The organism is Roseovarius gahaiensis (assembly GCF_011601345.1).
In the GTDB taxonomy this organism is placed as follows: Bacteria; Pseudomonadota; Alphaproteobacteria; order Rhodobacterales; family Rhodobacteraceae; genus Roseovarius; species Roseovarius gahaiensis.
Genome location: NZ_JAAORB010000022.1, coordinates 1 through 12,948, shown reverse-complemented (window position 1 = coordinate 12,948; position 12,948 = coordinate 1). Strand labels below are relative to the sequence as shown.

Annotated in this window: 14 protein-coding genes and 1 pseudogene; 12 read left to right on the top strand and 3 right to left on the bottom strand. The window is 58.1% G+C overall.

Annotation, left to right across the window (positions count from 1 at the left end; genetic code table 11):
* Nucleotides 1-9 precede the first annotated feature (9 nt).
* The 3 genes from pstB to phoB are packed head-to-tail and all read left to right on the top strand — an operon-like array spanning nt 10 to nt 2,252.
* Nucleotides 10-807 (top strand): phosphate ABC transporter ATP-binding protein PstB, encoded by a 798-nt coding sequence (gene pstB, locus HAT86_RS10975; protein ID WP_167197358.1) that lies wholly within the window; start codon nt 10-12, stop codon nt 805-807.
* A gap of 12 nt (nt 808-819) precedes the next feature.
* Entirely contained in the window at nt 820-1,542 is a 723-nt protein-coding gene (phoU, locus tag HAT86_RS10970; RefSeq protein ID WP_167197277.1) for a phosphate signaling complex protein PhoU, read from the top strand.
* Between the two features lie 20 nt (nt 1,543-1,562).
* Nucleotides 1,563-2,252 carry a phosphate regulon transcriptional regulator PhoB gene (phoB, locus tag HAT86_RS10965; RefSeq protein ID WP_167197273.1) on the top strand — a complete coding sequence of 230 codons (690 nt, stop codon included), beginning with the start codon at nt 1,563-1,565 and terminating at the stop codon, nt 2,250-2,252.
* Nucleotides 2,253-2,334: 82 nt separating this feature from the next.
* On the opposite strand, the gene HAT86_RS10960 is transcribed toward phoB, so the two are convergent.
* Nucleotides 2,335-3,246, bottom strand: coding sequence for a LysR substrate-binding domain-containing protein (locus HAT86_RS10960; protein ID WP_167197270.1), 912 nt, complete (start codon nt 3,244-3,246; stop codon nt 2,335-2,337).
* A 105-nt stretch (nt 3,247-3,351) separates the two neighbouring features.
* Between HAT86_RS10960 and HAT86_RS10955 the strand changes: the two genes are divergently transcribed.
* From HAT86_RS10955 to HAT86_RS10930, 6 genes are all read left to right on the top strand, one after another.
* Nucleotides 3,352-4,575, top strand: a complete 1,224-nt coding sequence (locus HAT86_RS10955) for an acyl-CoA dehydrogenase (RefSeq protein ID WP_167197267.1) — start codon at nt 3,352-3,354, stop codon at nt 4,573-4,575.
* 120 nt (nt 4,576-4,695) lie between these two features.
* The gene (locus tag HAT86_RS10950; protein ID WP_167197263.1) at nt 4,696-5,958 is read left to right on the top strand and encodes an NAD(P)/FAD-dependent oxidoreductase; all 1,263 of its coding nucleotides are present in this window, start codon (nt 4,696-4,698) and stop codon (nt 5,956-5,958) included.
* 320 nt (nt 5,959-6,278) lie between these two features.
* Entirely contained in the window at nt 6,279-7,523 is a 1,245-nt protein-coding gene (locus HAT86_RS10945; protein ID WP_269204319.1) for a nucleotide sugar dehydrogenase, read from the top strand.
* Nucleotides 7,524-7,536: 13 nt separating this feature from the next.
* Nucleotides 7,537-9,648, top strand: a complete 2,112-nt coding sequence (locus HAT86_RS10940; RefSeq protein WP_167197256.1) for a glycosyltransferase family 2 protein — start codon at nt 7,537-7,539, stop codon at nt 9,646-9,648.
* The gene (locus HAT86_RS10935) at nt 9,645-10,241 is read left to right on the top strand and encodes a class I SAM-dependent methyltransferase (RefSeq protein ID WP_167197253.1); all 597 of its coding nucleotides are present in this window, start codon (nt 9,645-9,647) and stop codon (nt 10,239-10,241) included. The genes HAT86_RS10940 and HAT86_RS10935 overlap by 4 nt, the downstream gene beginning before the upstream one ends.
* Entirely contained in the window at nt 10,225-10,380 is a 156-nt protein-coding gene (locus tag HAT86_RS10930; RefSeq protein ID WP_408015020.1) for a hypothetical protein, read from the top strand. The genes HAT86_RS10935 and HAT86_RS10930 overlap by 17 nt, the downstream gene beginning before the upstream one ends.
* A 77-nt stretch (nt 10,381-10,457) precedes the next feature.
* Here HAT86_RS10930 and HAT86_RS10925 read toward each other — a convergent pair.
* Nucleotides 10,458-10,765, bottom strand: a pseudogene (locus HAT86_RS10925) (transposase); the annotation flags it as partial.
* 69 nt (nt 10,766-10,834) lie between these two features.
* On the opposite strand from HAT86_RS10925, the gene HAT86_RS17100 reads away from it, so the two are divergent.
* On the top strand, nt 10,835-10,951 hold the full coding sequence (locus tag HAT86_RS17100) for a hypothetical protein (protein ID WP_408015019.1): 117 nt from the start codon (nt 10,835-10,837) through the stop codon (nt 10,949-10,951).
* 140 nt (nt 10,952-11,091) lie between these two features.
* Here HAT86_RS17100 and HAT86_RS10920 read toward each other — a convergent pair whose 3' ends face one another.
* Nucleotides 11,092-11,994, bottom strand: a complete 903-nt coding sequence (locus HAT86_RS10920; protein ID WP_167197248.1) for a glycosyltransferase family 2 protein — start codon at nt 11,992-11,994, stop codon at nt 11,092-11,094.
* 245 nt (nt 11,995-12,239) lie between these two features.
* Between HAT86_RS10920 and aroQ the strand changes: the two genes are divergently transcribed.
* Nucleotides 12,240-12,683 carry a type II 3-dehydroquinate dehydratase gene (gene aroQ / locus HAT86_RS10915; RefSeq protein WP_167197245.1) on the top strand — a complete coding sequence of 148 codons (444 nt, stop codon included), beginning with the start codon at nt 12,240-12,242 and terminating at the stop codon, nt 12,681-12,683.
* The gene (locus HAT86_RS10910) at nt 12,680-12,919 is read left to right on the top strand and encodes an autoinducer binding domain-containing protein (protein WP_167197242.1); all 240 of its coding nucleotides are present in this window, start codon (nt 12,680-12,682) and stop codon (nt 12,917-12,919) included. Before aroQ ends, HAT86_RS10910 begins: the two co-directional genes overlap by 4 nt.
* The last annotated feature ends 29 nt before the right edge of the window (nt 12,920-12,948 follow it).

Here is a 12,948-nt window from a genome sequence, read left to right as displayed (position 1 = left end):
CCCGACGCAATGTATGATGCACCGCACAAGGACAAAGATGTGACTCAGAACGATATCAAGATTTCCGCCCGGGACGTGCAGGTCTTCTACGGCGACACCCAGGCCATCAAGGATGTCGATGTCGAGATCGACGACAAGACCGTCACTGCCTTCATTGGCCCGTCGGGGTGTGGCAAGTCCACCTTCCTGCGCTGCCTGAACCGGATGAATGACACGATCGACATCTGCCGCATTGAAGGGAAGATCTCCATCGACGGAGAGGACATCTACGACCCGTCCATCGACCCGGTGCAGTTGCGCGCCAAGGTGGGCATGGTGTTCCAAAAGCCCAACCCTTTCCCCAAGTCGATCTATGAGAATGTCGCCTACGGCCCCAAGATCCACGGCATGGCCCGCAACAAAGCCGAGCTTGACGAAATCGTCGAGAACGCGCTCAAGCGCGCGGCGCTCTGGAACGAGGCTAAGGACCGGCTCGATTCTCCGGGCACCGGCCTGTCGGGCGGTCAGCAACAACGCCTGTGCATCGCCCGGGCCGTTGCCACCGAACCCGAGGTTCTGCTGATGGACGAACCGTGCTCTGCGCTTGATCCCATTGCCACGGCGCAGGTCGAGGAACTGATCGACGAATTGCGCCAGACATATTCGGTGGTGATTGTGACCCACTCGATGCAGCAGGCCGCGCGCGTCAGCCAGAAAACGGCATTTTTCCACCTCGGTAATCTGGTCGAATTCGGCGACACGGAACAGATTTTTACCAATCCCAAAGATGAGCGCACCGAAAGCTACATCACTGGCCGGATCGGCTAAGGAGCACAGCACATGTCGGACCATCAACATATTGTTTCCTCCTTCGATCGCGATCTCGAAGGTATTCAGGCCCGCATCATGAAAATGGGCGGTCTGGTGGAAAAGGCCATCCTGGATGCCGCCACCTCGCTTGAAACCCGCGATGAGGAACTGGCCGAACAGGTTCGCGCCGGTGACCGTGTGATTGACGAGCTTGAAGAACAGATCAACGAAGAGGCCGCCCGCGTTATCGCGCTGCGCGCCCCCACAGCGGTCGACCTGCGGGTGATCCTGACGGTGATGAAAATCGCCGGCAATCTGGAACGCATCGGCGACTATGCGAAAAACATGGCCAAGCGCACGACCGTTCTGGCGCAGATGGCCCCGATCAACGGGGCCAGCGCCGCCCTGCGCCGCATGGCACGCGAGGTCGAACTGATGCTGCGTGACGCGCTGGATGCTTATATTCAACGTGATGCCGATTTGGCCATCGATGTCGTTCATCGAGATCACGATGTCGATCAGATGTATAATGCGCTGTTCCGCGAATTCCTGACCTTCATGATGGAAGACCCGCGCAACATCACGCCCTGTATGCATTTGCATTTCATCGCCAAGAACACGGAACGCATGGGGGATCACGTTACCTCAATCTCGGAACAGGTGATCTATCTGGTCACCGGCGAAATGCCCGAGGATACGCGCCCCAAACAAGATCGCACCTCGACCGACGCCAGTGTCTCACCACAGGTTTAACACTTAGAAAGTCATGCCCGATGTCCACGGATCAGCCTTCTGTTCTTTTGGTCGAAGATGAACCCGCCCAACGCGAAGTCCTACGCTACAACCTAGAAGCCGACGGATTTCGCGTGACCTCAGCCGAAAACGGAGAAGAGGCCCTGTTGCTGGTCAACGAGGCAGCGCCGGATTTGATCGTGCTCGACTGGATGCTCCCCAACGTATCGGGCATTGAGGTGTGTCGCCAACTCAAGACCCGGTCCGATACCCGCGGTGTGCCGATCATCATGCTATCGGCCCGCTCGGAAGAGGTGGATCGCGTGCGCGGTCTGGAAACCGGGGCTGACGATTACGTCATCAAGCCCTATTCGGTGATCGAACTGATGGCCCGCATCCGCGCCCAATTGCGGCGCAGCCGACCATCGGTCGTAGGTGAACGGCTTGAATATGCCGATATCATCCTTGACGCGGAAACCCATCGGGTGACCCGTGATGCCAAGGAACTGAAACTCGGCCCGACCGAATTTCGCTTGCTGTCCACGTTCATGGAAAAGCCGGGCCGCGTCTGGTCGCGCGAACAATTGCTGGACCGGGTCTGGGGGCGTGATATCTATGTCGACACCCGCACGGTTGATGTGCACATCGGACGGCTGCGCAAGGCGCTGTGCAAACACGGCGGCGACGATCTGTTGCGCACGGTGCGCGGCGCGGGGTATGCGCTCGGCTGACGCTGCTGGAAAATTTAAAATTTTCAGGACTGGAGTTTTTTTATAACTCCAGCACCCCGACTGCGCGTGCCGCCATCATCCATCAGCGGGGCAGGGCGTCTTCATCCTCGGCTTGAGTGGCCAGCCAGTCGCGGAATTTCAGCAATGCCGCATCGCGCGACTTTTCAACGGGCCAGACCAGATGATATGCGCCGGGGCTTGCCGTCGGCCCACCCCAAGCTCGCACCAATCGACCGGTCGCCAGATCCTGTTCCGCCAGATAATCGGGCAGCAGTGCCACGCCCAAACCATGCAAGGCCGCCTGAGTGATCGTTGCGAACTGATCATAGATCGTGCCCGTCACCGGCCCGGCCTCCACCCCATGCGCGGCGAACCATGCTTGCCAAGCCTCGGGCCGCGTTTCGATATGCAGCAGCGGCAGGCGCAACACATCCTGCGCGTGACGCGGCGGTTGGTCGGCGACAAGATCGGGGGCGCAAACCGCGATCACCGCTTCGGTCTTAAGCCGTATGGCATGCGTTCCCGGCCATTCCGGCAAGCCAAAATGTATCGCAGCATCAAAGGCTTCTCTGGCAAAGTTAAACGGTTTCAGTCGGGTGGATAGGTTGATTGTCACCTCAGGATGCAGGCGCGCAAACTCCGCCAGACGCGGCACCAGCCACCGCATTCCGAACGTCGGCAAAATTGCCAGATCCAGACTGCCGCCCGCTGGATTGACGGTCAACTTTACCGTCGCTTGCGTGATCTTGGTCAGCGCGGCGCGAATGTCCGCCGCATATTGCGCGGCGTCTGGCGTCAACACCATGCGCCGCCCTTCGCGGATCACCATCTGCACGCCAGTTTGCTCTTCCAACGCTTGTATCTGGCGACTGACGGCGCTTTGGCTGAGGTTCAGATCTTCTGCGGCGGCTGTGGCGCTGCCCAAACGGTCCAACGCTTCCAACGCGCGCAAAGCGCTGGTCGAGGGTAGAAAGCGTCGGGGCAGGGTGCTCATGTATGCGTAAACCTCATGTATAAATGCAGATTTTGCGTTATTTCCTAGCCAGTTTGTCGTGTAAAGTAAATGAAACCCGCAGTTTTCTCATAAGGAGCGTTCAACATGAGCCTCGACACACCGCCGCTCAAAGCCAAAGACAAGCCCGATTTGGGATCGTTCAATTGGGAAGACCCTTTTCTTTTGGATAATCAGCTACTTGAAGAAGAGCGTATGATTTCCCAAAGCGCCCGAACCTTTGCGCAGGACAATCTTCAACCGCGTGTCACCCGCGCCTATGCCGACGAATCCACCGACCCGGACATTTTCCGAGAAATGGGGGAGATGGGGTTGCTGGGCACCACGATCCCCGAAGAATATGGCGGCTTATCCGCAGGTTACGTGTCTTATGGGTTGGTCGCACGCGAAATTGAGCGTGTCGATTCAGGCTACCGGTCGATGATGAGCGTGCAATCCTCGTTGGTGATGTATCCCATCTATGCCTATGGCAGCGAAGCGCAACGCGCCAAGTATTTGCCGGGATTGGCGAAAGGCGAATTGATCGGCTGTTTCGGCTTGACCGAACCCGACGCAGGCAGCGACCCGGCCGGCATGAAAACCCGTGCCGAAAAGATCGACGGGGGCTACCGCCTCAAGGGGTCGAAAATGTGGATTTCCAACAGTCCGATCGCTGATGTTTTCGTGGTCTGGGCCAAGTCCGACGCCCATGATGGCAAGATTCGCGGCTTTGTGCTGGACAAGGGAACAAAGGGGCTCAGCGCGCCGAAAATCGAAGGGAAACAAAGCCTTCGCGCGTCGATTACCGGTGAAATCGTAATGGACAACGTCGAGGTGGGCGAGGACGCGCTTTTGCCCAATGTCGAAGGGCTGAAAGGGCCTTTTGGCTGTCTGAACCGCGCGCGCTATGGCATTGCATGGGGTGTGATGGGCGCGGCCGAATCCTGCTGGCACGCCGCGCGCCAATATGGCCTTGATCGCCACCAGTTCCGGCGTCCCTTGGCACAGACGCAGCTGTTCCAAAAGAAACTGGCCGACATGCAGACCGAGATCGCGCTTGGCCTTCAGGCCACGCTGCGGGTCGGTCGCCTGATGGACGAGGCCAACGCCGCCCCCGAAATGATCAGCCTGATCAAACGCAACAATTGCGGCAAGGCCTTGGATATTGCGCGCATGGCCCGCGATATGCACGGCGGCAACGGGATCTCGCTCGAATATCAGGTCATTCGCCACATGATGAACCTTGAAACCGTCAACACCTACGAAGGCACCCACGATGTGCATGCGTTGATATTGGGGCGGGCGCAAACCGGGTTGCAGGCGTTCTTTTAAAACCAACGGTCACAAGGTGTTGCCTTTGGCGCTTGGGCAGGTAACGTGCCCCAAACTTTCTTGGATGCACACTACGATGCGCACGCACACGACACCCCACATTCCATGCGGGGCCGCCAGATGAGGGGCCTTGCCTCCCTTTGGGCCGACAGCGCCGCCGAGGCGTTCACCGCACGCTCGCTGCAAGGTGAATTCAGTGCCGATCTGGTCATCTTGGGCGGTGGCTTTACAGGTCTATCCGCCGCGCTGGACGCCGCAGGGCAGGGCGCAGACGTGATCTTGCTTGAGGCTGAAACAATCGGTCACGGCGGATCGGGCCGCAACGTCGGTTTGGTGAATGCCGGTTTGTGGCTGCCGCCGGACGCGGTTTGCAAGACCCTTGGCCAAGCTGCAGGCGACCAGTTGAACGCCGCGCTAGCGGCAGCGCCGGATCTGGTTTTTGGTTTGATCGATGCCCATGACATCCAGTGCGAACCACGGCGCAACGGCACATTGCATTTGGCGCATGCCCCCAAGGGGATGGCGCAATTGCAGACGCGTTATGATCAAATGGCGGCGCGCGGCGCGCCGGTGACATTGCTGGATAGCGCCGACACCGCAGAGCGCACAGGCACCACAGCGTTTCATGGCGCATTGCATGACGCACGGGCCGGAACGATCCATCCCTTGGCCTACGCCCGCGGGCTGGCCCGCGCCGCCGAAACACAGGGCGCGCGCATATTTGAGGCCTCACCGGCGCTTTCGGTCATGCGCCATGCGGGGCATTGGGTGGTCTGCAGCCCCGGCGGCAAGGTGCGCGCCAAGGCCTTGCTGGTGGCGACAAATGCCTATCACCAAGCGGTCGAACAACTGATTGTTCCGCAGCCTGCCACGGTCAATTATTTTCAACTGGCAACCGAGCCGCTTGGTCACAACTTGGCCGGCGACATATTGGCAAACGGCGAAGGCTGTTGGGACAGCGCGCTGATCATGTCGTCACTGCGCCGTGATGCCGACGGCCGGATCATTCTAGGCGGGATGGGTGATGATGTGGCGCTGCAATCCAACTGGGCGCGGCGCAAGCTGACACAATTGTTTCCACGCTTGCGCGATGTGGCGATCACCCATGCGTGGGCCGGCAAAATCTCGATGACATCCGACCATCTGCCAAAGGTTCTACGCCTTGGCACACTTGGCCTGTCGATCTTTGGCTATTCCGGCCGCGGAATTGCGCCGGGAACGTTGATGGGCCGCTGCGCCGCGCGCGCGCTGTTGTCGGATGATGACAGCATGTTGCCACTTGTGCCAATTGAACGGCACACGGAACGCTTTACACGTCTCAAAACCGCGGCCTTTGAAACGGGGGCACGTTTGGTCCATAGATTTTCCGCACGAGGGGGCTGAACACGCCGCGTTTGATCTTTACAAGATAAGGCGCATAATCAATATTATGTTAAAATATCTTGAATCGATCAGGATCCTTGCATCAGTATCTCGTTCGCTGCTATGACCTTCTTTAATTCTGCTTCGATATTCTCTTTAGATGACGCAAGCCCACCCACAGGAACTGCGGGCCAGAACTGCGTCATCACGATCAAATATTTGCATAATCACTCGGAAACAACTAAGAGCATTCTAAAAGATAACGTAATTAATGATTAGAGATGTTTCTAATGCGAGCTCCCCTTGCTTCCCTGAATAACCTGTATCCCGCTGTAATCGGCATGGGTTATGTTGGTTTGCCACTAGCCGTTGCGTTTGGCAAACAGCGCCCGACGGTCGGGTTTGATATCAACGAAAGACGTGTTTCCGACATCGCGGCCGGTTTTGATGCAACGGAGGAAGTTGATACGTCATCTTTGGCCGAGGCACGTTTTCTTTCCTTCACCAACGATGTTTCCGACATCGCCAATTGCAATGTCTTCATCATCGCAGTGCCCACGCCGATCGACGCGCATCGTCAACCCAATCTCGAACCTCTGATCCGGGCCTCGCGGACGGTTGGCAAGGTCATCAAGCCGGGCGACATCGTGATCTACGAATCCACCGTCTATCCGGGCGCGACCGAGGAGGATTGCCTGCCGGTTGTCGAGGCGGAATCCGGGCTGACCCTCAACCGCGATTTCTACGCGGGCTACAGCCCGGAGCGGATCAATCCGGGCGACAAGACACGTCCGCTGCACAAGATCGTCAAGGTGACATCCGGCTCGACCCCTGAGGCCGCCGACCTGATCGACGCGCTGTACGGCTCGATCATCGAGGCAGGCACGTTCAAGGCCACCAGCATGAAGGTGGCCGAGGCCTCCAAGGTCATCGAGAATACGCAGCGCGACGTGAACATCGCCCTGATCAACGAGCTTTCGATCGTCTTTTCGCATCTGGATATCGACACGTCCGATGTGCTGGACGCGGCGGCGACGAAATGGAACTTTACCCGTCTCAGCCCCGGGCTGGTGGGGGGGCATTGCATCGGGGTCGATCCCTATTACCTGGTGCACAAGTCCATGGCAGCCGGCCATATCCCCGACATCATCCGCCAGAGCCGCGAGATCAACGACGGCATGGCGCGCCATGCCACCAACCGGCTGATCAAGACGATGATCCGCAAGAGGCTTTCGCCCTGCGACGCGCGGGTGCTCGTTCTGGGCTTCACCTTCAAGGAAAACTGCCCCGACATCCGCAACACCAAGGTCATCGACCTTGTCGAGAACATCGAAACCTTCGGGATCACGGTGGATATCTGCGACACCTGGGCCGATGCGGATGAGGTGCACGAGGAATTCGGGCGTGACATGATGTCGGAGATGCCCGCACCGGCAGGAACCTACGCGGCGGTCATCCTTGCCGTTCCGCATGGCTATTTCGTCGAGCGCGGCGCCGCCGACCTGCGGCGCCTGATGGTCGAGGGCGGCGTGCTGTTCGACATGAAAGCCGCGTTCGCGCGGGATGACAGCGACCTGAGGCTTTGAAGGGGGCGGAGCGATGTACGACCCGGCACAGCTGAAAAAAGACGCCGAGACCATCCGGAAATCAGGCTATTTCGACGCGGACTGGTACCGGGCGACCTATCCGGATGTGGATAGGCTCGGCATGGACCCGGCGGAGCATTACCTGCGGTTCGGGGCACTGATGCGGCGCGATCCGGGGCCGGAGTTCTGCACCGGCTTCTACCTCGACAGCCATCCGGGCGGATGGCAAAAGACCACCAACCCACTGGTGCGCTTCCAAGGCAAGGGCGGCGGCGAGATGGCGCCGAAACACCACTCGGTTCTCTGGGCAGCCGCGAACCTGGCCGAACGCGGCCAGCACGCCCGCGCTATTGCGCTGGCGGAGCGCTACCTGCCCGAGGATCTCGCCTATAGCGCCCATATCCTGCGCGCCAACGCCGCGCTGGCCAAAGGACGGGAAGACGACTGGCTAGCACACCTCAATGCCTATCTTGGGCGGTTCGATGTGGCACCGCTCGTTCTGAAGGGCGAAGGTTCCTTGCTTGATCGCTTCTCCACCGCACCGCTGCCGCCGGTGACGGGGGGGCCGTTGGTGTCGGTGATCATGCCGGCGTTCAACGCCGAAGGCACAATCCGCGCCGCCGCCCGGTCTATCCTCGGTCAGACCTGGCGGAACCTCGAGTTGCTGATCGTTGACGACGCCAGCGAGGACGGCACCTGGGCGGTGATGCAGGAAATCGCCGCAGGCGATGACCGGGTGAAGATCCGCCGCAACAGGGCCAACGTCGGCCCCTATGTGTCGAAAAACCTCGCGCTGACAGAGGCGAAGGGCGACTGGATCACCGGGCACGACGCCGATGACTGGGCGCATCCGCAACGCCTTGAGCAGCATCTGGGCGAGGTGCTTGGCAGCAACGGTGCGATCCGCGCCAGCCTGACCTACATGATCCGGGTCGAGCCGGACGGCAGGTTCGGGCGAATAACTAGGATCACCCCGTTTGCCTTTGACGGCGTGACACGCAAATCGTCCATCTCGCTGCTGCTCGAAACCGATCGGTTGCGACGGGAACTCGGGGCGTGGGATTGTGTCCGCTTCGGCGCCGATAGCGAGATGATCGCCCGGGTCCAGCGGGTCTTTGGCGAAAGTTACCGGGAACTTCCCCAGATCGGTATGATCTGTATGGAGTTCGCGGAAAGCCTGACCAATCACGAGGTCTACGGTGTCAGCCGCACGACCGGACCGTCCGAGACTCGTATACAGTATAAAAACAGTTGGACGGATTGGCAGCGCGCTGCCGCCCCGAACGAACTGCGGCTCGATTTCCCCCCCTCCGGCGCGCGACCTTTTGTCGCACCAGAAGAGATGCGGGTCAACCGCCGTCATATCGCCCTAAACACCGCCGCGCTGCGGCCCACCACTACAACGCACGAACCGGTCACGGCAATCTGCGTTTCCCGGCGCCCGGAATTCCTCGGACACGTGGCGCGGATGCTCGGTGCACAGACGCATACCGACCTGCACGTCATCTATGTTGCCCATGGCCCAGATCACGATAGCGACGCGATCCGGGCGGCCTTTGCCGGGATTGGTAATTTCAAGCTTCTCATCCTCAACAAACCTGACACTTTCCTCGCCGACGGTCTAAATCTCGCGCTGGAGGCCTGTGAGACGGACCTGGTCTGCAAGATCGACGACGACGACCACTACGGCCCCGCCTATGTCGCAAACGCGCTGCGCAGTTTCCGCGACTGTGACCATGATAACATCCCCCTTTCGGGGAAGGCCCGCACCTACTGCTACGTGCAGAGCCGCGACGCTTTCGGGCTACGGTTTTCCCGCAATGGGTCAAACAGTACCTTTAAACGAGTCCACGGCGGGACGCTGTTCTGGAGCCGGGAGAGAACCGGGTACCAGAAATTCGAACGGGTGCGGCAAGGCACCGATTCTCGCTTTACCGGCGCGCTGCTGGACAAGGGGCTGAAAATCTATTCAGCTGATCCATACGACTTCGTTCACATGCGCTATCAAGACACCAGCGCGCACACTTGGCAGATTGCAGATGATGAATTCATGCGACCGATGACGACGATCGCCTCCGGGTTGCGGCTCGATATCGCCTTTTCGACTCAATGTCCGTTCGCATGACGACGCAACATCCAAAAACCGGAATACTTGGGATCAAAACCATGAACAAATCTGCAGAAAGCAACTACCAATCGGGCAGCTACTGGCGGGAACGCAGCGACATGCTGTATTATCGCTACATCGACTACATCATGCGGTGCGTCAGTGTGTCGGCGCAAAGCATGATCGACGTGGGGACCGGGAACTGCCCCTATATGGAATGGTTCGACTGGATCCCCGAAAGAGTCTCGGTAGATATTCGCATTCCCTACCAGTCCGAGCATGTGAAGGGTGTGAAGGGGGACATCTTCGAAATGACGTTTGACCGGGCCTTCGACATCTGCACCTGTCTGCAGGTGCTCGAGCACGTACCGGAAGCGGACCGTTTCGCCCGCCGTCTGCTGGAACTGGGCGAACTGGTGATCGTTTCCGTGCCATACAACTGGCCAGGCGGCGAAGAACAGACGGCCGGCCACGTTCACGACCCCGTCGATTACGACAAGTTGACGGATTGGATGGGTCGCCCGGCCAATTACCACGTCGTCGTCGAGGAACCCTTTGGAAACCGCGCTGCTCGACCGGCTCCTACATCACGCCGTGGTCATCCAGATTGAGGGTGCCAGTTACCGGCTGCGTAGCCATGCTGACCTCATCCCCGAGCATGTCCGCGCAAACGCCCCCATCACACCGCCACCGCCGCCAAAACGGCGAGGCCGGCCGCCCAAAACAAAAAACGGAGCAGATGATCACTGAAACCGGCTGATCACCGGACCCGTAAAAGTGGGGAATTTTACTTCGGCACTTCTGGGGAATTTTAACTCGGCGTTGACACGCATCGCCCTGAGCGCTGCCTCTCGCCGCTCATTCGGCGTCGTCAGCTCTTTCCCAGCAGATCCTTCAGCACGACATTATCCAGCATCGTGTCTGCCAGCAGGCGCTTGAGCTTGGCATTCTCGTCCTCAAGCGTTCTCAGCTTGGCGGTATCAGACACCTCCATGCCGCCATATTTGGATTTGAACTTGTAGAACGTGCCCTGGCTGAGGCCATGCTTGCGGCACACCTCCGCCGTCGGCATACCGGCTTCCTGTTCCTTGATCATCCCAATGATCTGCGCCTCGGTGAAACGGCTCTTTCGCATTCGTTTGCTCCTTCGAAAGGTTGAGCAAACTCTACATCAAAACGAGGGAAGTTTCGGGGGGAAGGTCAGTTGGTTAACTTGCGCTATGAACCGGGCAAGACACCCCTAAACGCCGACGCCGTGCAGGAGGCCATCGCCAAGGGCGAGGAACGTCTGGGAGCCGACGGGCGGCTGCTAATCCGCTAGTCGGGCACCGAGCCCCTGATCCGTGTCATGGCCTGGGCCGTCGAACCCGTGCTTCTGGACGATGTACTGTCCAGTGTCGTTGACGCCGTGCAGACCGCCAGCTGAGCGAAAGGCAACCCCGCATCACCCAAGAATCTGATTTACTTGGTCATGTTTGCTTTTATGGCTTCCTGTGAAACATATGCCAATTCTGGCAAAGTGAAATTCCTTTTCAGCGGAGGAAATTCATATTTAAGATTGTCAACTGTCATCGATTCCGCATGCCAGGATTTCCATGCTCTATGATACGCTCTGCGCGCGTGGCCCAAACCGTATTTCTTGCCAATGCCAAAATGGGGATTGTTTGTCAGACTGCCATCAAGGTCCAAGCAAATCATCGAAACGATCTCTTGAATATGAATTTCCTTCCCTTGACGAAAAGCGGCTCTTGAAATCAACTCATTATCAGCGCCAAACCGAGCACAATCCCATGAACCCAGCTCATCTACCAGAAAATCTCTCTTAAAAAGTGCCGAGACTGGGGACAAAAGTGCGACGCCGTCCAACCTGTCGGCACTCAGTTGATCAATGCTATCAAATCTCCCGTCTGGTTCCATGCGTATCAGATAGGTTCTGCTTGCGCGGATGATATTACCATTTTTCATTATCGCGCCAAGGTGGTGTTCCAGCCTCTGCGGATGCGACCAGTCATCGGCATCCTGACCGGTAATCCAATCACCTTTTGCTTCTAACAACGCGATATTCTTGGAAACATATGGGCCCACGTTAACCTTATTGCGCCGGATTTTCACGCGATCGTCCCGGGCCACGATCTCCTGTATCTTGCTCCAGGTTCCGTCATTACTTGCATCGTCGACGATCAGCAGCTCCAGGTTACGCCAAGTCTGGTTCAGGATAGAACACGCGGCAGCAATGACGGTCGCTTCAGAATTAAAGACAGGCATAATGACGGAAATGAGTGGTCCCCCGGTCACAGCGGGCAGCGGCACCGTAGAAAAACGGTTAATCAGCGCGCCTTGTCCTTCCATCACCAGCGGCGCCAAGTTGAAATGCGCAAGGTAGGCATTGAGATGGTTGAGCCACTCTCCCTCCCGCTCGTCCGTGATCGCAGCGTTTGCCCGGAGGATATTAGCACTATTCTGTAATGGTATCAGGGTTTAATGCACCGGCCTTCATCCGAAGACAGCTTGTTGCGTTCGGATCGCACCCCATACCAAAGCGAATACCGCCCCTCGACAGACAACAGCCCCTCGGGCTATCGTTTTTTCAATCCCAAGGATACTGAGCCATGTCGTCGATACTTGTTTTGAACGGTCCAAACCTAAACCTTCTGGGACAACGCCAGCCCGAGGTTTATGGCAGCACGTCGCTGGCTGATATTGAAAACCTGTGTCGCAACACCGCGCGAGCGCTTGGCCTGTCCCTCACCTTTGAACAAAGCAATTCTGAAGGTGCGATGATTGACTTGATCCACGCAGCGCGTGGACAGCATGATGGTATTATCCTCAACGCCGGTGCTTACACGCACACTTCGATTGCATTGATGGATGCGCTATCGTCGGTCGAGCTGCCGGCCGTTGAACTGCACCTGTCCAATATCCATGCCCGGGAAGAGTTTCGCCACACGTCCTATATCGCCAAAGTCGCAATCGGAGTGATTTGCGGGTTTGGCGCACAGGGCTACGATTTGGCGCTGCGGGCCATGGCGCAAAAACTACAAGCTTCAGGATGATCCCGACGCATCTGATCAATCATCTGGTGAATGCCTCAAGCGTTGAGGAACTGTGGAACCTTCACACGCGCTACATGGCCGATTTCGGGTTCGATCGGATCATGTACGGCTATACACGCTATCGAACGACCACCTCTTTGGGTGATCCCGAAGATTTCGTTCTGCTGACCAATCACAAAAGCGGTTACGTGAAGGACCACCGGCTGACGCCGGAGGCATCACTTGGAGGAATGTAATTCCAGGTACTGCCGGATGACGTCGTCAG

Excerpts from the sequence above, each read along its gene's own strand:
- phoB (WP_167197273.1), top strand. The coding sequence starts at position 1,563 with ATGTCCACGGATCAGCCTTCTGTTCTTTTGGTCGAAGATGAACCCGCC.
- aroQ (WP_167197245.1), top strand. The coding sequence starts at position 12,240 with ATGTCGTCGATACTTGTTTTGAACGGTCCAAACCTAAACCTTCTGGGA.
- phoU (WP_167197277.1), top strand. The coding sequence starts at position 820 with ATGTCGGACCATCAACATATTGTTTCCTCCTTCGATCGCGATCTCGAA.
- pstB (WP_167197358.1), top strand. The coding sequence starts at position 10 with ATGTATGATGCACCGCACAAGGACAAAGATGTGACTCAGAACGATATC.
- HAT86_RS10935 (WP_167197253.1), top strand. The coding sequence starts at position 9,645 with ATGACGACGCAACATCCAAAAACCGGAATACTTGGGATCAAAACCATG.
- HAT86_RS10960 (WP_167197270.1), bottom strand. The coding sequence starts at position 3,246 with ATGAGCACCCTGCCCCGACGCTTTCTACCCTCGACCAGCGCTTTGCGC.
- HAT86_RS10955 (WP_167197267.1), top strand. The coding sequence starts at position 3,352 with ATGAGCCTCGACACACCGCCGCTCAAAGCCAAAGACAAGCCCGATTTG.
- HAT86_RS10940 (WP_167197256.1), top strand. The coding sequence starts at position 7,537 with ATGTACGACCCGGCACAGCTGAAAAAAGACGCCGAGACCATCCGGAAA.
- HAT86_RS10945 (WP_269204319.1), top strand. The coding sequence starts at position 6,279 with ATGGGTTATGTTGGTTTGCCACTAGCCGTTGCGTTTGGCAAACAGCGC.
- HAT86_RS10910 (WP_167197242.1), top strand. The coding sequence starts at position 12,680 with ATGATCCCGACGCATCTGATCAATCATCTGGTGAATGCCTCAAGCGTT.
- HAT86_RS10950 (WP_167197263.1), top strand. The coding sequence starts at position 4,696 with ATGAGGGGCCTTGCCTCCCTTTGGGCCGACAGCGCCGCCGAGGCGTTC.